Origin of the sequence: Pseudonocardia endophytica (genome assembly GCF_004339565.1) — a bacterium.
GTDB lineage: Bacteria > Actinomycetota > Actinomycetes > Mycobacteriales > Pseudonocardiaceae > Pseudonocardia > Pseudonocardia endophytica.
Genome location: NZ_SMFZ01000002.1, coordinates 2,259,034 through 2,281,161, shown reverse-complemented (window position 1 = coordinate 2,281,161; position 22,128 = coordinate 2,259,034). Strand labels below are relative to the sequence as shown.

Below are 22,128 nucleotides of genomic sequence, written 5' to 3'. Positions count from 1 at the left end.
CTGGTCGAGCTGACCGGGAACCGGTACCCGGGCCGGCTCCGCGTGCAGCTCTGTGCTGGCCGACCAGCCGTTCCCGCCCAGCCGTCTCCCCCAGCGCCGAGGACGACACGATCCCTGTCCACCGATGGGCTCAGCGCGTCCGGCACAGCTCCGGTCGCGGCCCGATTCAGGTGTCCGCGCGGGTCAGCGTCACGTGGGTGACGCCGCTCGGTGAGGAAGTGGTCTCGACCGTGTAGTCCTTCTCGAGGCCCTCGAGTCCGGTCCACAGGCGGACGCCACGGCCCAGCAGGATCGGGACCACGACGAAGTGGGCGTGGTCGACCAGCCCGGCGGCGAGGAAGTCGCGCACCACGGACGGGCCGCCGCCGATACGGACGTCCCTACCGTCCGCGGCCTCCCGCGCGGCGCTGAGCGCATCGGCGGGCGGGGCGTCGAGGAAGTGGTACGTCGTGCCGCCGTCCATCTCGATCGGCGGACGGGGGTGGTGGGTGAGGACGAAGACGGGGGTGTGGAACGGCGGGTTGGGTCCCCACGCACCCGTCCATCCCGGGTCGTCCTGCCAGCCGGGGTGACCCCACTTGCCGGCGCCCATGATCTCGGCGCCGATCCCCGGGTCGTGCCGCTGGACGAAGGCGTCGTCGACGCCGCCGCTGCCGCCGGGCTGCCACCACCCGGTGGCGAACATCCACCGGTGCAGCCGGTCGCCGGCGTGCCCGAAATGCAGCTCGCGGCTCTGACCTTCTCCTGTGCCGAAGCCGTCGAGGGAGACGGCGAAGTTGTGGATACGGACCTGTGACATGGCTGGTGCTCCTCGCGTGATCGAGTCGGGTCGGACCGTGTCGAACGTCGGTCGTGTAGCAGCGGGCGGCGGAGCCGATGCGGGTGCGGCCGGTGCCGTAGACATGGCAGAGGTCAGGCCCGCACCATCGCCGCGGTCGTCGGGACGAAGGTGTGCGCACGAGTGACTCGGTGGTGCTCCTCGATGTCAGTACGTCGCGGCAGGGCGTGGGTCCCAGCCGGAGACGAACCAGTGCACGGTCCCGGTGGCGGGGTCGTAGGACCGGCGCTGGAGCGTGCCGATGTTGCCCCCGTAGACGTGGATCCCGATGGTGGGTTCGTCACCGACGGCCGCGACGGAATGGACGTCGTCGTCGGTCGTGCAGCAGACCGTTACCTGTCCGCGTCGCCACACCTGCTCGCCGGTCGGGGTGAGGGGCGTTCCTCGTTCGTCCGCCGTGGGCTTGACGTAGCGGGACTCGTGTTCGGCGCCGGAGTAGATTCCCGCGACGCCCCATGTCTCGTGCGAGTGCACGGGGGTGCGCTGACCGGCTTTCCAGACGACGGCGGCCACGCACCAGCTGTCGTCGGGAGCCACGTGGAGCGGATAGTTGAGGTGGCGCTCGTCCGACGTCCGGGTGAGCTCCAGCGGAAGCAGGTAGCCGCTGGCCAGCAGCGCGGACAATCGATCGGCGACGCGCTGGGTGATCTCGTGCTCGTCGCGGGTGGCGCTGACCACGAGGCCCACGTCGTCGATGAAGGCATGCAGAGCGTCGGGGGTGGCGACTCCAGCGGCGGCGTTGATCATCGTGAACCTCGTGGTACCTGGTCGGCTGCAGGCCGCTCGTCGTCGAGCGAACGGGTTCGGGTGTCGTCCGCGGCCTCGGGTGGTTCCGCGCCGGACGCGGTCCCGGCCGCGGTCCGGTACGTCAGGTGCGTGACCGAGCTCGCGGCCCGTGATTTCACTTGCCGCAGTGTCAACGGCGGGACGCCCTCGAACAGCCGCGCTCCGGCGCCCAAGGTGATCGGCACGATGTGCAGCCGCAGTTCGTCGACCAGTCCGGCCGCGAGATACTGGTTGATGGTGGCTGCGCCGCCCAGGATCGACACGTCGCCGTCGCCGGCGGCTGTGCGGGCCTGGGCCAGGGCCGACTCGATGCCGTCGGTGACGAACTGATAGGTGGTGCCGCCCTCCATCGGCTGCGGCTCACGAGCGTGGTGGGTGAGCACGAAGACGGGGACGTGGAACACGGGGTTGTCTCCCCACCAGCCGTTCCACCGGCGATCCCATGCTCCTCGTACCGGGCCGAACATGTTCCGCCCCATGATGACCGCGCTGTACGCGGCCAGTTCGTCGACCTCGGCTCGGCTCTCTCCGGGATTCTCGAAGATCCAGGCGTGCAGCCTGTCCCCGAAGCCGTCGCCACCGTCGTCGCCGAAGGGGCGTCCCTCGGTCTGGTCAGGCCCGGCCACGTACCCGTCGACCGAGATCGTGATGTTGCAGATCACCCTGCTCGTGCGCCTGGTCATGTCGCCTTCCTCGTGGTGTCTGCGGACCTCTGGTCAGGGAACGTCGGCTCGCCCCGATCGGCCGACACGGTGGACGGCTCCGCCGCCGCGGGTGTGGTCCGGGGCAGGAACGACGCCGCAATCAGAGCCAGGACCAGCAGCGCCAGTGCCCATCCGAAGGTCGACGCGTACGCGTCGGCCAAGGAAGTGGCGAGCAGGTCCGGCGCCGAGCTGGCAACCGGCGACGTGGTCCCGGGCCGGGCCGATGCCAGCCGGATCGAGATCTCGTGGGACAGGATCACCGACAGCGTCGCGGAGCCGATCGCCGCGGCGCTCTGCTGGATGATGGTCAGGCTCGTCGACCCGCGGGCGATGTCCTGGGGTCGCAAGGTCTTGAGTGCGATCGACATGTTCGGCATCCCGACCATGCCCACCGCGAGACCCAGCACGAACAGCGCTGCGCCGATCGTCCAGTACGGGGTGGTGTCGCTGAGCTGCGTGAGCGTCGCGACCACACCGATGACCAGCACGATGCCGAGCGGCACGAGCCGGGCGGCGTGGCCGCGGTCGACGAGGCGGCCCGCGATCGACATCATGATCATGACGCCGATTCCCTGCGGCACGATGAGCAGGCCCGCCTGCAGCGCGTCCTGCCCCCGCACCTGCTGGAAGTACAGCGGGAACAGCAGCATGGAACCGAACAGCGCGATCATGAACAGCACCATCGTCGCCGTGGCGACCGAGAAGCTCCGGTTACGGAACAGCTTCAGGTCGATCAGCGCGTTCGGCGTGCGCGCCGCGTGCACCAGGAACCCGATCACCAGGACGGCGCCGGCGCCCGCGGGCAGGAACACCTGCGGGTGCGTGACGCCCTGGTGCGCGGGCACCTGCGCGAGGCCGTAGATCAGGGCGGCCAGGCCCGGGGAGAGCAGGAACAGGCCGAGCACGTCGAGCCTCTCCGCCGGCCGCGGCTCGGCCGCGGGAAGGATGCGCGCACCGAGGACCAGCGTCAGGATCCCGACCGGGATGTTGATGAAGAAGATCGCGCGCCACGACACGTCGTCGACGAGCCAGCCGCCGATCACGGGGCCGGCGATCGGGGCGAGTTGCATCGCGATCCCGAGTACGGCCATCACCCGGCCGATCCGCGCGGGACCGGACGCCCCGACCAGGATCGTCGTGCTCAGCGGGAGCAGCATGCCGCCACCGAGACCCTGCAGGACCCGAAACATGATCAAGGACTCGGCCGACCAGGCGGTGCCGGCCAACGCGGAGCCGGTGACGAACAGGAACACCGCGGTGAGGTAGACCCGTTTGGCGCCGAACCGATCCGCGGCCCATCCGGACAGCGGTATCACGGTGGCGAGCGCCAGCGTGTAGCCGGTCACCACCCACTGCATCGTGGCGAGTGAGGTGTCGAATTCGATGATCAGCTGGTCCAACGCGACATTGACCACGGTGATGTCGAGCATCGCCATCATCGCGCCGAGCACGACCACGCCGCCGATCGCGAGGATTCTCCGGTCGAGTTTCTCCGACAGGGTCGTCGCATTACCAGCGTTTGTCGCAGTGACGGATCGAGTCACAGCACTTCCTTAACCGGGCCGCTGAGGGCCCACCCGACTTCCCTTGCTCTGAGTAGGTCGGCGATCCTGCGGCATACCCGGGGTCTTGTGGCAAGCCCCCCAGTGCGCTATACGTTGAGATTGGCAAGTTGGGTGGTAGTGCAGGCCTGACGCCGACAACCCCGGTCCGCCACCAGATTCGGCCTCATGAATGTGGGGCGATTCTTCGTCTCCTCACCGGCACCGGTTTGCCGTCGGGGTCGAGCATGACCGTGTGGCTCCACCCGTTGCGCGGCGGGCGCTCACCGCGGTGCAGGGGTGAAGAGGGCTCGTACGGCGGCTTCGTCGCCGTCGATCTCGACCAGTCCACGGGTGTCGTCGAAGTCGAGCACGCCCGCTGCCAGCCCGAAGACGATCGGGGCGTCAGTGCGCATGACGGCATCGAGACTGCGACCGTCATGCGGACTCACCTCTGCGCCCGAGCGTGTCGTCCGGACCTGGACCAGCACATCGTCGACCGCGATCCCCACCGTCGATGACCGGCGCGAGGTTGCCGTGCCGGCGAGTAGGGCTGAGAGAGGAAGGACGAGCCATTCGGCGCGGAAGTGATCGCCGCTCGGCCCGCGCGTCATGAGCGGCGTGGACCAGCGGATGAGGCCCTCGACCGGCTCCCGCAGCTGGGCGCCCCACGGGGTGAGCGCGTAGACGACGGCGTTGCCCTCCTGGGCCAGTCGTCGCTCGATGACTCCGGCGGCCCCCAGGTCGCGCAGCCGGTCAGCGAGCAGGTTGGTGGCCACGCCGGGTAGCCCTTCGAGCAGCTCGCGGTAGCGGGCGGGAGCCATCAGCAGCTGGCGGACGATCAGAAGGTTCCACCGGTCGCCCACGACATCAAGCGCCCGGGCCAGGCCGCAGTAGTGGCCGTAGCTTCGACTCATCCCATCACTTTACAATCTCAAGTACACCTGACAATATCCAGCCGATGGAGCGGAACGAGGGGAAGCCATGACAGACACGGGGAGACCCGCATGGGTCGACGACCAGCTGTTCCCGTTCGAGAGCCGCTTCGTCACCCTCGACGGACACACGGTGCATTACGTGGACGAAGGATCGGGGCCGACGCTGCTGTTGCTGCACGGCAACCCGACATGGTCGTTCGACTATCGAGACGTGATCCACGCGCTGCGCGACGAGTTCCGCTGCGTCGCGCTGGACTACCCGGGCTTCGGGCTGTCCTCGGCCGGGCCGGGCTACCGCTATCTCCCCGAGGAGCATGCCGGCGTGGTCGTGGAGTTCCTCGATCGCGTGGGCCTGTCTGATGTGACCCTCGTTGCGCACGACTGGGGAGGCCCGATCGGCTTGTACGCGGCCGAGCAGCGACCGGAGGCGTTCGCACGTCTCGTCGTGGCCAACACCTGGGCGTGGCCCCTCAACGGCGACCTGGTCGTCGAACTGGTGTCTCGCCTCATGGGGGGACCGGTCGGGCGTGAGCTGATCCGGCGGTTCAACCTGTTCGTCAACGCGATGATCCCCGTCGGGCACCGGCTGCGAACCCCGAGCTCCGCCGAGATGGCGCACTACCGAAACGCACTCGCCACCCACGAGCGGCGCGAGGCATCAGCTGTATTCCCCCGGCGCATCACCGCCAGCCGCGCGTTTCTCGCTGGTATCGAGGCCGGGCTCAAAGATCTCGGAGCCCTGCCGACACTCATCGTGTGGGGCGACGCCGACTTCGCTTTTCGCGCCAAGGAAAGACAGCGATGGGAGCAGATCTTTGCCGACCACCACACCGTGATCATCGAAGGCGCCGGCCACTTCGTGCAGTCCGACGCGCCCGAGCAGTTCGCGGCGGCGATCCGTGGCTGGCGGTCGGCACCGGACAGGCGGCGAACAGCTCCGGCACGCGAGGAGAGCCAGCGCACAACGCCAAGCGAAACGCCGAGGCGGCCGTAGTGGTCTACGACGTGGATCTCGCTCACCGGGTCTTCTCCTCGCGACCACCGACGCGCGACCGATGGACATGACAGGTCGAGCGATCCAAGCACCGCGAGAAACAAGCCCGCCACGGAAGCGGATCAATGACCGACAGCTCGTACCCTCGGCAGGGCGCGGAACCTGATGCGCAGGAACAGGTTGAGATATGCCCGGCCACAGCACACACCGCTGACCGACCCGAGGCCCTCGCTCAGACCCGTGCGGCATTGCGCGACGTCGTCCCCCGCCTCGTCACACTTGTGCGCCGCATCCCCGACCCCAACTTGGCGTCGATCGGTACGTGGACGGCGGGCGATGTCGCGGCTCACCTGTCCCATTCCTTTCACGCCGACACCGACGCCCTCGCCGGAAGGCCGGTTCCGGAAGCCGTTGTGACGAAAGCGGGCATAGCCGAGGCGACCGCCAAGATTCTGACCGAGGACCGCGAACGGGACCCAGCCGTACTCGCGGATCGCATCGCCACGCTCGCGGAGGGGTTCGACGACGTCACGTCGCGGTCGCGGACGGCCGCGGTCGAGTGGCTGCAAGGCATCCGCCTGCCACCTTCGGCGGTTGCCGGTCACCTGCTCAATGAATGCCTCATCCACGGCCACGACATCGCCACAGCCACGGGGCGACCGTGGCCGATACAGCGTCCCCACGCCCTACTCGCGATCGAGGGCTTCGTGCTTCCACTGATCGCCGCCCTACCGCCCACCGCGTTCGTGAACCAGGAGAAGGCGGGATCCGTCCGAGCGCGCATCGAGCTGCGCCTTCGGGGAGGACAACGCACGGTGATGGTCCTCGATGGCGGTTGCTTGACGCTCGACGCGCCTGGCGCACCGGACGTCGACGCCTCCATCTCCGCCGACCCAGCGGCTTTCCAGCTGCTGTTCATCGGCCGGCGAGGAGTATGCAAACCGATCCTGGAAGGCAAGCTCGCCGCGTGGGGTAAGCGGCCGTGGAAACTCACCCGCCTGCTCAGCGTGATGAGCCCCCCATAACCTGTTCGACCACCACGGTCGGCCTCGCCGAGCACGCGGACAGATGCGTGAAGCGACCATCGCCGTGGTCACCGGCGGCGGCCATCCCGGGTGCGGGTGCGACTGCACCGCCGATGTCGGGCTTCGAACGTCAGCGTGGCGCCGATTTCTCTCCGGATTCTCCGAGATAGGCGCGTCGCTCTTCTGTGCTCCTGAACAGCCGGTCCATATGTGCGTCGATCGCGGCGAGCGCGTCCTGGGGCTCGATGACGTCGAGTTCGATCAGGGAGGTGAAGCCGGTGAGGGCGAGGAGCAGGTTGGTCTCGGTCGCCGGGTCGCGGTCGGGGTCGATGTGCCCGTCGGCGATCGCCTGGCGGACCAACTGCTCGACGAGGGCCCGCCCCTGGACGAGGCCGTGGCGCGCCTGCTCGTGCACGGCCTCGTCGTGCAGTGCCTCCAGGACGTAGGCGGCGCTCATGCGGCTGGTCGCGCGGGCGTCGGCGTGCAGGGGGAGCATCTCCGCGAGGGTCAGTCGCAGTACGTCGCGGGGGTGCGGACGGTCACCGAGCTTGTCGAGCCCCTGGCGTATGCGGTGCGAGGTCTGCTCGGACGCGAGATCCATGGCGAACGAGAGCATGGCGGTCCGGGACGGGAAGTAGTGCTGCAGCTGCCCGAGCGACATGTCCGCCTCCTGCGCCACCGTGCGCATCGTCAGCTGTGTGACGCCACGCTGGTCCACCACCCGCCACAGTGCGCGGGCGATCGCTTCGCGGCGTCCGTGGTGATCGACCTGCTTCGGCATCGCCGGTCCCTCTCCCTCACACCCCGGGGGCTGATCCAACACGGTTGACATAATACACCTGACCCATAATCCTGGGTCCGCTCGACGGAAGGAGTCCTCATGCCCGAACAGCCGAGGGTGCGGACCACGGACGGCGTGGTGGGCGTCGCCGGCGGCGGGGGCACGCGGTGTTCCGCGGCATCCCCTACGCCAGCCCCCGGTCGGGGCGCTCCGCTTCGCCGCGCCCGCGCCGCCGACCACATGGTCCGGAACGTCGTAACGCGGGGACCACGCGTGAGGTGTCCGAGGAACGCTGAGTCGCGACAACGGGGATTGCAGTGGACGAGGTAGTGAGGACGAGATCCGGTGCGGTGAGGGGTGTGCCGGACGCCGGTGTGGTGGCGTTTCTGGGGGTCCCCTATGCAGCGCCACTGCACGGGGCGTTGCGGTTCCAGGCTCCGCGACCGGCACCCGAGTGGGCCGATGTGCGGGACGCACGCGAGTTCGGGGTGTGGGTTCCGCAGCAGGCGATCCCGCCTGCCGTCTCCGGGGCCACCACCGGTGAGCTCGCAGATCTGCGCAGTGCGTCCGGTCCGGAGTGCCTGACGCTCAACGTCTGGACTCCGCGATCACGACACGATGCCGGCGGTGACGGGTTGCCGGTCCTAGTGTGGGTGCACGGCGGAGGTTTCGTCGGCGGCTCGGCGAACACCCCCGGCTTCGACGGCACACAGCTGGCGCGGGCCGGTGTTGTGCTGGTATCGGTGAACTACCGGGTCGGCTACGAAGGATTCGGCTGGGTGCGCGACGCCCCCTGGAACCGCGGGGTGCTCGACCAGCTCGCCGCGCTGCGGTGGGTGCAGGACAACATCGCCGCGTTCGGCGGGGACCCGGGCCGGGTGACGGTGTTCGGCCAGTCCGCAGGCGCAACCTCGATCGCCACGCTCATCGCCGGAGGCCGCGCGGACGGAGTGTTCCACCGCGGCATCGTCCAGAGCCCCGGCAACGTGTTCGTCCCGCCGGAAGAAGCGCGCGCCGTCTCCACGATGATCACCGAGGAGCTCGGTGTCCGCCCGGCTGCCGAAGCCCTCGCCGCCGTCCCCGCTGAGGCGATCCACGACGTGCAGTGGAACCCGGTGGCGGTGATGTCCGCGGATCCGGACGCCTGGACCTATCCGAACAGCCCCTTCGGCGTGGTCCTCGACGGCGAGTTGCTCGACGAGTTGCCGTGGAGGGCGATACGGCGGGGCGGCGGTCGCTCGATCGACCTGATCTGCGGCTGCACCGCGGCTGAGGCCCGCATGTTCACCGCGAACCTGGACCCGGCCGACGCCGATCCGCCCGGCGTGGCCCGTGGTGTCGGCCTGGATCCCGCCGCGGTGGACGCCTACCGACACACCCGACCTGGTATCACCGACAGCGACCTGTCCACGTTGGTGCTCTCCGACGCGTTCTTCCGGCTGCCCGCGCACCGGTCTGCCCGTGCCCACGCCGAGGCCGGCGGTCGCACGTTCTTCTATGAGTTCGCCTGGGTCGGTGATCCGGTGTTGGGCGCCTACCACGGACTCGACCAGTCGTTCGTGTTCGGTCTCCCGACCGGCCCGCTCGGCTGGGACCTCGGCGCGCAACCCGGTGAGTTCGACACGTTGTCCGCGGCGATGCGGTCGGCCTGGACGCAGTTCGCCGCCACCGGGGATCCGGGCTGGCCGCGATACCGGCCCGACGAGTGGCTCACCCGGATCTGGGACGTCCCGCCGACCGTCGGCGCGGACCCGACCGCCGCCTCGGCGGAGATCTGGCAGCGACACCACCGCACAACGGCGTCCCAGCGGTGAGGAGGTGCAGGCCCACATGACCGCGGTGAACGCGACCGTACTGGCCGGACCGGGGGCCGCCGAGCCGCCAGCGGTGTTCGTGCACGGCGTGCTCTCGTGGGGCACCGACGACCGCTACGGGTTCGGCAACCAACGCCCACTGGCCACGCACCGCCGGCTGATCCTGATGGACCGCCGCGGCCACGGCGAAAGCCCGGACCTCGAGGGCCCGTACCGGACCGACTACGCGGTCGACGCCGAGGACATCGTCGCGCTTCTCGGTGACGGCGCCCACCTCGTCGGACACTCCTACGGAGGGGTCGCCGCGATGCTCGCCGCCTGCACCCGGCCCGATCTCGTCCGATCCCTGTGCCTGATCCAACCTGGGGCGCTGCGTGTTGCCGAGGACGAACCGGTAGTGCGAGACATGCTCACCCGTGCCCGCGCCTCCACCGCGACACTCCCCGATGATCTCACCGCCGCGGACTACCTGCGCCTGTCCACCGAGCCGCTCGGGATGCCCATACCGCCGGCGGACCCCGAGCGGCTGCGTGTGGCCTGGACATCCATGGGCGAGCGGTGGCGCTGACCGCGTTGCTGATCTCGGTGGTCGTGGTGGCGATGCGCCGGTCCAGGTGCCGGACCTCGGCGATGAGCTCGGCCACCAGCCGACGCAGTATGCGCGGCCCCGTCTCCCGGGGCCGGACAGTGCGCAGTAGACGAGCGGCCTGCTCGGCGTCCAGCTGGCGGGGCGCCCCGGCAGGTAGGAGGCGGGTGAGCAGCTGGCGTCGCGATCACGCGGAACCTCGATCTCGACCGGGCCGATCTCGGTGAGCACGGTCTTCGTGCGGGTTCCGTTGCGCGAGTTCGCCCCGTCCCGGCCGGCGGGGTCGTGCGCCTCATAGCCCAGGTGTCCGCTCATCTCCGCTTCAAGCGCAGTCTCGAGCACCGTCTAGGTCAGCTCCGCGAGCATCCCGCCCGGCCCGACAAGCTCGACGCCTTGTTCGCGGGCGGTGTCGATGAGCTGCTGGGCGAGTTGCTGCTGGTCAATCCGATCCGGCACAGGCTCGATCGTCTCGGTCATGGCTGCTCCTCCCCGCCGAGCCGCACTCGGCGTGTCGGACCAGTTACGCCGAAGATCGGACAGTCCTGCGGCGTCGTCAGACCTGGCGTGTGGCGTGGTCGGGGGCAAGGTACGCGGTCCAGCCTTGCGGCCGGCCGCGTCGTGCGCTGCCCTCGTGGGGGCCGTCGCAGGGTGACTTCCCTGGCCTCAGCACCACCACTTGCGGGCGCAGTAGCCGCCGGTCAGAGCGCCGTCGGGCATGTTGTAGTCGTCATCGTCGTTGTCGTACGAGTAGCTGTTTCCGTCCGAGCTCGTGGTCGACGGGTAGGGGTCGCCGCACTCGCGGCCAGACGGCGGGTTCGCCGAGTACTTCGTGTCGAGGGCGTAGAGCCGCGCGACGTAGTCGGGCGAGGCGTCGTTGCGGCCCTGGTAGACCCCGGTGTGGTCGTTCTGGACCATGTACTCGCCGAAGTCCTCGTGGTTCGACCCGAACTGCACGTAGCGCAGCTGCCGCCCGTACGGGTCGGTGTCGACTCCGGCCTGGCTGGTGACGGTGACGGGCCCGTCGTAGGTGCTCGTGAGCTTCAGCCGGGCGTCGGAAGTGGCGAGGTCGCCGCCGTAGGTGCCTGCCTCGCAGGAGTCGATCCCGAGGACGCGGATGGTGCGTCCGTCGCTGGTCTTGAAGGTGTCGCCGTCGACGACCTCGCTCACGGTTAGCGGCTCGCCGGCGAACGGCGGTGCCGCGTCGGCTGTGGCACGCGAGTAGTCGGCTGCCGGGGTCGTCGGCGTGTAGGACGGTGAGCTCGCCGAGTAGCTGGGCGCGCTGGCCGTCGTGCTTGGTGCGGCTGCCGGGGTCGGCTCGTCGTCGTTGTTGCCGGCGCAGGCTGCAAAGAAGATGCCGATCACGACGGCGCCGCCGATCAGGCTGCTGCCTTTGGACATGGCGAGGTGACCTCTCGTCGAGGTGGTAGGTGGGGGATGTGGCTGCGGACGTCCGTGACGTCCGAGTTGCCCGGGTTATCGCAGCCGGCGCGGGCCTGTTACGAGTAGCGCCCGCTGCTCCGTTCGCTCTCATCAGATTCGAGGAACGCAGCGCTGCGGTGTCGGTTCCGGGGCCGAGCTCGGCGACTCGCGGGCGGAGTGACTCGATTGGAACGCGAAGCATCTGCCGGACACAATCGCGGGGTCGGGCGGCTCGTGGTGCTCACCGCCGTCATCGGTCGCGGATACGGCGTCTCAGCATGGGCGACGTTCACTGACCCGGCGGTCCACCACACCCTGGCCAGCGGCGTTCAGCCACGCGCTGCGGTTCTACCTCGCCCACGTACCGGCGAGGCACCGGCCCACTCAAGCGGCAGGCGTAGCAAGCCGTCGCTAGTGGCACGATAGTGGCACGAAATGGTTCAGCCCCGGCACTAGACCGGGGCTGAACTGCGAAAACGCGTGTGGGCGATACTGGGATCGAACCAGTGACCTCTTCGGTGTGAAGCAACAAGAGCGAGCCCACTGCCAGAGCGAACATGCAGTTCAAGAAGTTGAAAGGCTCCACCGAGGTCCGGTCATGTCCGGAACAGTTCGTCTCGATTGTCACTCAGTTCGACACGCACGTGGCCCCCGAGGCTTGTTGCTGTAGCAACAGAGCACGACGCCGGGGTAGCGACCGAGGCGTGACGACGCGACGTCCGGGTTCGCGACGAGTGCCGCCGCGAGCGTGCCGGTGCCGTCCACCGCCTACCACGCCTTCCTAAGCCCAGCGCCAGCTCCGCGTCCCTGGTGACGGCCTCCGCGAGCCGGTACAGATCCTGCCACCCTGGGCGATCCGGTCGCCGACCCGATCGGGCACTTCGCGAACGCGGGCGACGCGAGCTTCCCTGTGTCTGTCAGCGCTGGAGGTAGCGACCGCGCAGCTCGGCGCGGGCCGCCGTAACCACGGCCCGGTCGCGTCGCCGCGGCGCTTGGCGCGCAAGCTGACCGAGTCGACTGAAGCGGTCCAGCATCAACCCGACGCGATGCCGCCGGCGCGGAGCGGCGTTTCGACCACACCGTCGACGCAGGCGTGGTCAGAGCGTGGCTGGGTGTCGGCGGACGGCGATGATCCGAACTTATCCGGCGACCTTGTCCTGTCTCCACTCGGACAGTCGCTGCCGAGTCGTCGACCATGGCTGTCATCTCCTTCCGTCCGCTCGGCAACGTCCGGTCGACCGGACGGCAACGTCGACACCGTCCCCCATCGACCTCACCCGAATCGCAGGCGGCTGCGCGTCACGATGCGGTCGCCGGGAGGGAACCCCGAGAGGAAAGCCGGCGGATCGATCCCGGAACGCCCCCGTTCCGGACGAAAGACCCGTTGGGTGGGTAAGGCGGATGCATCGCTTCCGCCATATCTCGCTGCCGCGTTCTGCGTGTCGAACCGACAACCGCGTCCATCATTCGCTACATCGGATCTCAAACGTGCCCTTGGTAAGAGACCGGACGTACGACTCCGCGCCAGCCAGGAGGCGGAGATGCTCTTCACCGCAGCGTCGCTTAGATAGCCCTGGTTGTACGAGGACTGTCCGGAACCGCGGGCGAAGCTGAGGCGCTCGCTCGTGCAGCGTCACCAGCGTGTCGATGTCGCCGACCTCGAAGGGGGTCCGCCCGGTCCGTTGTGCGTAGCGCTCCGCTCGACGCTGTAGGTGGCGGAGCAGAGGGATCGCGCCATGCTGGCGCCAGCGAGCGCCGCGAACGGCTTGGCCACAGAGCTCGTACAGATCGGCGAGACGCGCGCCGGGCTGAGGTGCGGACGAGTACTTGCAGTGGACGAGAGTGACATCGAACCATTCGCCGTTGACGGCCAGGCCGACGAGGTCGGCAGCTTCGCCCGCGCGGTCATCATCGACGAGAACCGCAAAGGTGTGGTGGAGCTGCAGGTACCGGGACATCTGCGCCTGGATCGAATCGGGTCGGCGCTCGACGCCCTGCGATTCCACCGTGATTGTCGTGCCCGCCCAGTCGTGGGAGATGAGCTTGTCCGGGTCGAACGGCAAGAGATCGATTCGCGGGGCGAGCATCCGACCCTGGTCGGTCACGAGGTGGTCGCGCTCGAAGAACAGGGTCGGCCGGTGATTATTGATCCACTCGCCCAACGGCTGTGGAGAGCGCCCGGTCACTCGGCCGTCGCCCGCTCCGTTGGGGCGATACTTCAGGCCGTTCTCCTGGGTGAAGTCCGCTCGGTACGGGATCTGCCAGTGATCACTCACGAGGGAGAAGAGCAGCGGCCCCTCCCTGCCGTGGTCGTCGACGTTGAAGCCGATGTCTATCAACGGGGCCGACTGGCCGTCGTATGTGACTGTCGGCCCCTCGGACACGCCGAGATAGAGCTCCCACGGCCACTCCAGGCCGAGCAGGACGAGGTTGGGCCGCTGGTCGATGTCGACCGGGATGATGAACCCCGCCTGGATGGACTCGAGGTCGAGGTCGGAGTCGAGCAGCTTCTCCGTCTGTTCGTGGCACCAGTCGACCCAGGCCTTCAGCGAGTCCGCAGTGCGGACCGACCAGAACCGGCCCGAAAGCGAGGCACTGATACTGACGCGTTCGCCCGCGTCGAAGGCGTTGGTGGCGATGTGGGTCTGGCTGCGGGTCCCGCGTTCGTGATCGTCGATCGCCTCACTGACGTCGCTACCGACGTGCATAGAGAACCGGTTGAAGTGATCGCGGACGTCGAGCAGGCCGACATTGGTCGGTGTGAGCCGATCGAGCCCGCCGAACACCCGGAACGTGTTCGGTCCGTTGATCGGTGTGGTGTCACCGCCCAGGACTGAGGCCGCGAGCTCGGCATAGTTCCCCGCGTTGCCGGAGCCGTGGATGCACAGAACTCTCGACTCTGGCTGGAAGTAGAGGATCACGAGTTCGTAGCTGGTCTCACAGATCTCGGGCAGCTCTGCCCATCGGACGTCGGTGCGGTGCTCGACGATGAACCACGCCACCGTGTTGTTGGCGCCGACGGTGATGCGCTCGCCGAGGACCCGTTCCGCGCCGTACGTCTGCACGGCACGGTCAGGATCCCAGGATGCGCTCGGGGCGCGATGGGCGATGGCACTCATCTTGGGGGCAAGCAGCCCGGCCGGGACCTCATCCGGGGCGTCGGCAAAGGACGCGTCGAACTCCTGCTGATCTTGCACCCTGCGCCCCATGTCCTCGGTGAGGTCGCGTAGCAGCAGATTCCAGTCGGCGTCCTCCCGCAGAAGCGCGCGCAACGGAGTGGTCGCGAGAGTCGGGTCACGGACGATGAACACGCTCGGTGTGCCGATGGCCGGATCGTCTACGCCACGTGTGAACCGCCCGATGAACTGGATCATCGGGCCGAGGCTCTTCTTTGTGTCGTGGATGGCCGCGATCTTCAGGGAAGGCATGTCGAAGCCCTCCCCGAGCATGTTCACGCAGACCACGACCCTGCTGGTTCGCTCGGCGAGAGCCTTCATCACCGCGCGGCGCGGACGAGGTCGTACGCGATCATGCAGGAGCTGAGGGTGGTGCCGGGAAGCGACTCGCTCGTAGACCTTGTGAAGGGCCTTGGCCCGGTCGACGCTGCCGGCGCGGACCATCAGGATGTGGTCGCGGCCAGCGGCGAGGTCCTGCTCGAGGCGCTCGACGGCGAGCAGCGCGATCGCCTCGTCCGCGCCGGTCAGGCTGAGCACGGCGCGATGGTCGATGCGGGTGAAGTAACCGTCGCGTTGAGCTTCGCGGAGCGGGAACCGGAAGATGACCCGTCCGGGTAGAGGGCGGCCGTCCTCGCGTGCCGGGGTGGCGGTGAATAGCAGGACCGGCCGATCGGCGAAGCCCTCCACAACTGTGGCCCAGGTCGGTGCGGGTGCGTGGTGTGCCTCGTCCACGAACAGATGGGTGGCCCGCTCGATGATCACCGCTCGGGCCTGGTCGCTGCACGCGCGGAGGACGGCGGGAGTGGCGATGACGACGTTGGCTGTATCCATAAGTTGCGCGGCATCGTCGGGCTCGCTCAGGCCGTGCTCGAGGGCAGCTACCTGGGGTCGCAGCGCGTGTGGCGCGACGATGTGTTCGCGCTGCAGGATGCCGAGGCGCAGGAACTTGCTGGTGATCTGGCGCCGAAGAGCCACGCTGGGGACCAAGACGAGCAGTCTCGGAACGCGCTGTGCGATTGCCGTCGCGATCATGGTCTCGGTCTTGCCGGTGCCGGTCGGCATAACCACGATGGCGGGGTCGCCGGTGCCGGAGGCCCAATGGCCCATGATCGCGTGCAGGGCGCCGATCTGCGGCCGGCGCAGACTGTGCTGCTCATCCCAGTGCTGGAACCCGATGGCATCGCGATAGGAGTTGACCACGGCATCGGGCGGAATGGGCTCGGTCGGACCGATCCATCGAGCAATGGGCCTGGTCTGATCGAGAACGGGAACCTGGGCGGTTAGTACACTCGGGTCGATTCGCGCCCGTGTCGCGGGCCATGTGCCCGCAGGCCCCGTCACGTAGAGGTTCTCAGCGTCTTCGACGAGCTCCAGCCGCCCCTCGGGCACGAGCAACTGACGAATCGCAGTGCTGGCAACGGTCTCGGGTCGGGCCCAGACGTTCGAGGTCTGCACCTGCATTAGCGCTCGTGCTCCATTGCTGTCATCTCCGCGGACGAGCCATCGGCTCTGATCCCCGCTGCGACCGACCTCCACCCAGCCCCGACGAGGACACCGAGCTCGATCCGGACAGTCTCTCGCTCACGCCGCATAGCGCGGAGCCATGCTCTCCATCTGGTCGATGACCAGCCGGATCGCGCCTGGCTGCTTGTCGGGCGGGTACCGGTACTTCACCAGCAGCCGCTTGATCGACGAGCGCAGCTTGGCGCGGACGTCGTCGCGGACGGTCCAGTCGGTCTTGACATCACGTTGCATGACGGCCACCAGCTCGCGGGCGATCTGGGCGAGCACGTCCGGGCCCTGCACGTCGACCGCGGACTCGTTGGTGCTCACCGCGTCGTAGAAGGCCAGCTCGTCCTCGGACAACGGCGGGTCGAACGACTTGCCGCGGTCATCCTCGGCCGCCACCTCGTTCGCCAGTTCGACGAGTCGCGCGATGACCTCGGCGGAGGTGAGCTGCTCGTTCGTGTACCGGTTCATCAGATCGCTGATGCGCTCCGAGAACGCCCGCTGGCGGACCAGGTTGTGCCGCGCCACCTTCGCCGACTCCGCGGTGAGCAGGTTGCGCAGCGCCTCGATCGCCAGGTGCGTCTGGTCCGCCTCCTGCGCCTTCGCCAGGAAGTCCGGCCCGAGGTTGGATAGCGTCGGCGTCGGCAACCCGGCCGCGGCGTAGATGTCGACGATGTCGCCGGTGGCGGTGGACGACGCGACGAGCCCGGACAGCAGCCGCGCGATCTCCTCCGGAACCGGTTCGCCGGCGGCCTGGCGCTCCTGCGCGTCCAGCTTCGCCATCCAGACCCGGACCTCGCCGTAGAACAGCACCTCGTCGCGCAGATCAGCCAGGTCGTCGCCTGCGAGCGCCCACCCGCGGGCCAGCTCTCCGGTCAACCGGCGGAAGCGCCGAGCCAGGGTCTCCTCGCCCTCGCCGGGCCGGTTGCCGGGGGTCGACGGCGAGCGCAGGTGGTTGGTCAGGCCCGCCGCCGCCTTGACCAGGCTCGCGTCGCTTCGGTCCCACATCGTCCGCCACGGATAACCCGCGCACAGCGAGTCGATCCGACCGATCAGCTCCCGGACCAGCGCGACGGCCTCCTCGACGTCGCGTCCGACGGGCCTGCGCTCCTGATCGGTTGCCGTGTACTGGGCGAGCGCGCTGGTGAGGTTGTCGATCAGAGGGGCGTATCCGACGAGCAGCCCGTCCTGCTTGCCGCGGAACGTGCGGTTCACCCGTGCGAGGGTCTGCATGAGCAGCGCCCCCTTCAGCGGCCGGTCCAGGTACAGCGTGTGCAGCGGCGGCGCGTCGAACCCGGTCAGCAGCATGTCCTTGACGATGACGATCTGCAGCGGATCCTCGGCGTCCTTCAGCCGGTTCTTGATGGCCTTGTTCTGGCCCTCGCGGCGGACGTGCGCCTTGACCGGCTGCTGGTCGGAGGCGGACCCGGAGTACACGACCTTGATCACACCGCGGTCTATGGCGTCGTCGTGCCAGTCGGGCCGCAGCGCGACGATCTCGTCGTAGAGCCGCGCGCAGATCTCCCGGGTGCCGCAGACGACGAGCGCCTTGCCCGGCGACGACACGTCCTCCGCCGAGAGGTACGGGCGCATCGCATCCGAGCGGTGGGCCCAGTGATCGACGAGGTCGCGGGCCAGCGTCTTGAGACGCTCCGGGGCTCCGTAGACGGCGTTGATGACCGCGACGGACCGCTCGACCCGGTCGCGCTCGACGTCGTCGAGACCGGCGGTGGCCTCGTCGGCCGCCCGGTCGAGCTCCTCCTCGGCGAGGGCGCGCTGCACACCGATGAGGCGGGGGGCGAACCGCACGGGGACGGTCGCGCCGTCGTCGACGGCGCGGGTGAGGTCGTAGGTGTCGATGACATCGCCGAACACCTCGACGGTGTCGCGTCCGGCCATCGAGAGCGGTGTGCCGGTGAACGCGATGAACGTCGCGCGCGGAAGCGCCTGGCGGATGTGCCGGGCGAACCCGTAGGTCTTCTCGTAGTGGCTGCGGTGGGCCTCGTCGACGATGACGACGACGTTCGGGCGGTCGGACAGCGTCGGATGGTCACGACCCGCCTTGCGTTCGGCCTCGGTCAGGCCGAACTTCTGCAAGGTGGTGAAGAAGATGCCGCCGGTGTTCTTCTCCCCGAGCCGCGTGCGCAGCTCGTCGCGCGTGTTCACCTGCACCGGGCTCTCGCCCAGCAGCTCGGAGCGCTGGAACGTGTCGAAGAGCTGCGTGTCGAGCTCGGTTCGGTCGGTGACCACGACGAGCGTCGGGTTCTTCAGCGCCGGGTGGTGCGCGACGAGGTGGGCGTAGAGCTCCATCTCCATTGACTTGCCCGAGCCCTGGGTGTGCCAGACGACGCCGCCCTTGCCGTTGCTGCGCGCGGCGTCGACCGTCGTACCGACCGCCTTGGTGACGGCGAAGTACTGATGCGGTTTCGCGACCCGCTTCTGGTAGCCCCCGGCACCGGCGTCGAACGCGACGAAATTGCGCAGCAGCTGCAGGAACCGCTCCGGATTCCCGATCCCGTCGGCGAGGTACTCGAGCTCCACACCAAGGCTCTGGTCGTCGACGTCGGTCGTCGTGTCGAGCGGCTCCCCGTCCTCGCCGACGTTCCACGGCGAGTAGTGGTTGAGCGGCGTGAACGGCGTGCCGTACCGCGCTGTGAGGCCGTCGCTAACGACGGTGAGCACACAGAAGCGGAACGCGGTGGGGAACTCGTCGAGGTAGGTCGCGAGCTGGCCGTGCGCCTTGCTGAGCGTGGCGTTCGGGTCGCCGGCGTTCTTCAGCTCGATGACGATCACCGGCATGCCGTTGAGGTAGAGCACAACGTCGAAGCGCCGCTCGTGGTCGGTCGACCGGACCGTGACCTGGTTGACGACGAGGAACTCGTTGTCCTCCTCGCGGTGGCTGACCAGCCGGATGGTCGGGCTCTGCTCGATACCCTCGGCGTCGACGTAGCTGATCGCGTTGTACCCGTCGACCAACACCCCGTGGATGCGACGGTTCTCGGTGATGGCGTCCTGCGAGGTCGGAGAGAGGATCTCGGCGAGGGCCTGCTCCACGTACCCGTCCGGCACGTCGGGGTTGAGATCGCGCATCGCCATGAGCATCCGCGCGGGCAACGCGATGTCGGTCCACGTCTCCCGCCCGCGATCGGCACCGGGCGCGATGTCGGTTCCGTGCAACGGCCGCCAACCCTGCCCAGCGAACTGCTCGAGCGCGATCTGCTCCCACTGCGCCTCGTTGAGCACCTACACCACCTCCTCCACGACCTTCTCGGCGTCCTTTACCGGCACCTTGCCCGACATCAGCAGCGGCAACAGTTCGTCTCGCGTCCGTGCCAGTTGCAACGACTCCCGCTCCGCGGCAAGCGCTCGGTTCCACAGCGAGGTCATTGCTACGTCCAAGACCTCGACATTCTCACCTGGCGGAACCGGGACCGGCTCATCGAGATGGTGGCGTTGAATGTGACCCATCGTTGTCGCCTTGTCTGCTGCGACGGCCTTGAACTCGGCAAGCTTCGTCCGCACCGCGTAGTCAACAAGCCACAGAGGACGACCAGCCTCAGGCACTACCTTGAAGATATGCTGGTTGACAATGGCCTCCTCCCGGTACCAGCGCGCCACCGTGAGCGATCCCGACCACGCGAAGAGCAGGTCGCCGGGACGCGTCAGATGATCGTCGACCACCTCGATGTCGTTGTAGACGGTTGACCCCCCGACGCCCGAGTTGAGCTCCGCGATACGAACCACCACGCGCCCGGTGCCTGTGGCGTTCTTAGTAAAGGCCCGGCCGTTGACGAAGCGCGCCAGAGCCGACAACGGCGATACGGTTCCCCCGACCGATGCGGCGGTGACCGAGGCCAGACGAAGGGCGTCCGCTGCCGCGACGACGCGGACGTTCACGGTGATCTTGTCATCGAGCGCGCCGATGACATCTGTGATCGCTGTCCGCACATCAGCAGGCGGCATCGGAATCTTCGCTCGCTTGATATCAGCGAGATTGAGCGTCGCCTGAACTGTCGTGTTGAGAACGCCAGAGAAATAGTCGCGCATCTTGGCGGACTCGAACACGAGCCGGAGCCACTGGGCCGAGACTCCGGACGGACGAAGCACGGCGATAGCGCGCGCAACGTTCCAGCCCTCGAGTGCGGGCGGAACCACAGCGGTTTCTCCGACCGAACCCACTACCGAGAGGAGAAGCTCGCCACCTCGCAATCGAGTGCGCGAATGTCGCTCGGAAATTTCCCGTGCAACCTTCAGTGTACCGATGCCGTCGATCCGGCCACCGGAGAGATCCTTGACTCGTACGATCGGTACGCCGGACGGATCGTCGCGGCCCGGCTGGACGATTCCATACGACAGAGCGCCATCCTCGAGGAGATCTCCGAGGGAGGCTGTCGGCCAACCTCCGCTCACGACAGGCGCTCCAGCTGCTCGCGCACGACCGTGTCCAGCCGCGCAGACTCGTCGAGGGTCTCGCACAGCTCTTTCTTCAACCGGTCGATCTTCGCGTCGGTCGGCTCGCCGTCGTCGGTCACCTCGGCGGCGCCGACATAGCGGCCCGGGGTCAACGCGTAGTCCGCGACCTTGATCTCGGCGACCGGGACCGACTTGCAGAAGCCAGGGATGTCCTCGTACGCCTCGGCTGACGGCGCGCCGCGCCAGGCGCGGAACGTGTCGCCGATCCGGACGATGTCCTCATCCGAGAACGCGCGCTCGGCGCGGTCGACCATGTACCCCATCTCGCGGGCGTCGATGAACAGCACCTGGCCGGAGCGGTCGGTCGCGCCCCACTTTGCACCGCTCTTACCCCGCGTGAAGAACCACAGACAGACGGGGATGCCGGTGCTGCGGAACAGCTGGGTCGGCAGCGCGACCATGCAGGAGACGAGGTCGGCGGTGACGATCCGGGCGCGGATGTCGCCCTCGCCATTGGACTGTGACGACATCGATCCGTTCGCCATGACGACGCCGGCCTTCCCGCCGGGCGCGAGCTTATACAGGATGTGCTGGATCCACGCGTAGTTAGCGTTCTTCGCCGGGGGCACTCCGAAGCGCCAGCGGTCGTCGTCGGTGTCGCGCGTCCAGTCCTTGATGTTGAACGGCGGGTTGGCCATCACGAAGTCCATCGCCGTGTTCGGGTGCTGGTCGCGGGCGAACGTGTCGCCGGCGACCGAGCCCAGTCCGCTGTGGTCGATCCCGTGGATGGCGAGGTTCATCTTGGCCATCCGCCATGTCTCGGCGATCGCTTCCTGGCCGTAGACGTGGATGTTGGTCGGGTCGCCGTCGTGGCGACGGATGAACCGTTCGGTCTGCACGAACATCCCGCCCGATCCGCAGCACGGGTCGTACACCCGGCCCGAGGTCGGCTCCAGCACGTCGACGAGCGTCTTCACCACCGACGGCGGGGTGAAGTACTCGCCGCCACGGCGGCCCTCGGCTCGGGCGAAGTTACCGAGGAAGTACTCGTAGACCTCGCCCATGAGGTCCCGCGCGCGGTGCTCGCCCTGGCGGCTGAACCGGGCGCTGTTGAACAGGTCGATCAGCTCGCCGAGGCGACGCTGGTCGATCCCGTCCCGGTTGTACCGGACAACGAGCGTGCCCTTCAGGCTCTCGTTCGCCTTCGTGACGGCGTCCATCGCCGCGTCGACGAGCTCGCCGATCGACCGCTTCGGCTCGTTGCCATCGGCGGGCTTGCCCTTCGCGTTCTCGGCGAGGTAGCTCCACTGGGCCTCGGGCGGCACGACGAACACTCCGTATCCCTGGTACTCCTCGGGATCGTCGATCAGGTCGGCGATCTGGTCGTCGTCCAGGCCGTCGACGGTGAGGTCGGCGCGGATCGCCTCGCGACGCTCCTCGTAGGCGTCCGAGACGTATTTGAGGAACACCAGACCGAGGATCACGTCCTTGTACTGGTGCGCCGACAGCGAGCCGCGCAACTTGTCGGCCGCCTTCCACAGCGTGTCCTCCAGCTCCTTCATGGTGGACGGCGCCGTGGGGGCCTTCTTCGTGCGTGGGGGCAC

The 22,128-nt window shown here is 68.3% G+C and carries 15 protein-coding genes and 1 pseudogene; 4 read left to right on the top strand and 12 right to left on the bottom strand.

Annotated elements, in window-relative coordinates; genetic code table 11:
* Positions 1-166: 166 nt before the first annotated feature.
* The 5 genes from EV378_RS29525 to EV378_RS29505 form a co-directional block, all read right to left on the bottom strand.
* The gene (locus tag EV378_RS29525; protein ID WP_132430636.1) at positions 167-799 is read right to left on the bottom strand and encodes a dihydrofolate reductase family protein; all 633 of its coding nucleotides are present in this window, start codon (positions 797-799) and stop codon (positions 167-169) included.
* Between the two features lie 186 nt (positions 800-985).
* A complete protein-coding gene (locus EV378_RS29520; protein WP_132430635.1) occupies positions 986-1,585 on the bottom strand; it encodes a cysteine dioxygenase family protein in 600 nt (199 codons plus the stop codon).
* A complete protein-coding gene (locus tag EV378_RS29515) occupies positions 1,582-2,307 on the bottom strand; it encodes a dihydrofolate reductase family protein (RefSeq protein WP_132430634.1) in 726 nt (241 codons plus the stop codon). Before EV378_RS29515 ends, EV378_RS29520 begins: the two co-directional genes overlap by 4 nt.
* Positions 2,304-3,872: a DHA2 family efflux MFS transporter permease subunit gene (locus EV378_RS29510; RefSeq protein ID WP_243653825.1), complete on the bottom strand. Its 1,569-nt coding sequence runs from the start codon at positions 3,870-3,872 to the stop codon at positions 2,304-2,306. The genes EV378_RS29515 and EV378_RS29510 overlap by 4 nt, the downstream gene beginning before the upstream one ends.
* Before the next feature lie 281 nt (positions 3,873-4,153).
* Positions 4,154-4,786, bottom strand: a complete 633-nt coding sequence (locus EV378_RS29505) for a winged helix-turn-helix transcriptional regulator (RefSeq protein ID WP_132430633.1) — start codon at positions 4,784-4,786, stop codon at positions 4,154-4,156.
* A 67-nt stretch (positions 4,787-4,853) separates the two neighbouring features.
* Here EV378_RS29505 and EV378_RS29500 point away from each other — a divergent pair, with 67 nt between their 5' ends.
* Entirely contained in the window at positions 4,854-5,801 is a 948-nt protein-coding gene (locus tag EV378_RS29500; RefSeq protein ID WP_132430632.1) for an alpha/beta fold hydrolase, read from the top strand.
* Positions 5,802-5,926: 125 nt separating this feature from the next.
* The gene (locus EV378_RS29495; RefSeq protein WP_132430631.1) at positions 5,927-6,826 is read left to right on the top strand and encodes a maleylpyruvate isomerase N-terminal domain-containing protein; all 900 of its coding nucleotides are present in this window, start codon (positions 5,927-5,929) and stop codon (positions 6,824-6,826) included.
* A gap of 130 nt (positions 6,827-6,956) precedes the next feature.
* Here the strand turns inward: EV378_RS29495 and EV378_RS29490 are convergent, their stop codons facing one another.
* A complete protein-coding gene (locus tag EV378_RS29490; RefSeq protein ID WP_132430630.1) occupies positions 6,957-7,607 on the bottom strand; it encodes a TetR/AcrR family transcriptional regulator in 651 nt (216 codons plus the stop codon).
* Between the two features lie 317 nt (positions 7,608-7,924).
* On the opposite strand from EV378_RS29490, the gene EV378_RS29485 reads away from it, so the two are divergent.
* A complete protein-coding gene (locus tag EV378_RS29485) occupies positions 7,925-9,421 on the top strand; it encodes a carboxylesterase/lipase family protein (RefSeq protein ID WP_132430629.1) in 1,497 nt (498 codons plus the stop codon).
* Positions 9,422-9,437: 16 nt separating this feature from the next.
* Complete coding sequence (locus tag EV378_RS29480) at positions 9,438-9,989, top strand: alpha/beta fold hydrolase (protein ID WP_132430628.1); 552 nt, start codon at positions 9,438-9,440, stop codon at positions 9,987-9,989.
* Between the two features lie 183 nt (positions 9,990-10,172).
* Here EV378_RS29480 and EV378_RS29475 read toward each other — a convergent pair.
* The 6 genes and pseudogenes from EV378_RS29475 to EV378_RS29450 form a co-directional block, all read right to left on the bottom strand.
* Positions 10,173-10,484: pseudogene (locus EV378_RS29475) on the bottom strand (transposase); the annotation flags it as partial.
* Between the two features lie 186 nt (positions 10,485-10,670).
* Positions 10,671-11,405 (bottom strand): thermonuclease family protein, encoded by a 735-nt coding sequence (locus EV378_RS29470; protein ID WP_132430627.1) that lies wholly within the window; start codon positions 11,403-11,405, stop codon positions 10,671-10,673.
* A 1,484-nt stretch (positions 11,406-12,889) separates the two neighbouring features.
* Complete coding sequence (locus EV378_RS29465) at positions 12,890-16,063, bottom strand: DEAD/DEAH box helicase (protein ID WP_132430626.1); 3,174 nt, start codon at positions 16,061-16,063, stop codon at positions 12,890-12,892.
* 120 nt (positions 16,064-16,183) lie between these two features.
* Positions 16,184-19,354 (bottom strand): type I restriction endonuclease subunit R, encoded by a 3,171-nt coding sequence (locus tag EV378_RS29460; protein WP_132430625.1) that lies wholly within the window; start codon positions 19,352-19,354, stop codon positions 16,184-16,186.
* Entirely contained in the window at positions 19,355-20,521 is a 1,167-nt protein-coding gene (locus EV378_RS29455; protein ID WP_165922543.1) for a restriction endonuclease subunit S, read from the bottom strand.
* On the bottom strand, positions 20,518-22,128 hold the full coding sequence (locus EV378_RS29450; RefSeq protein ID WP_132430623.1) for a class I SAM-dependent DNA methyltransferase: 1,611 nt from the start codon (positions 22,126-22,128) through the stop codon (positions 20,518-20,520). Before EV378_RS29450 ends, EV378_RS29455 begins: the two co-directional genes overlap by 4 nt.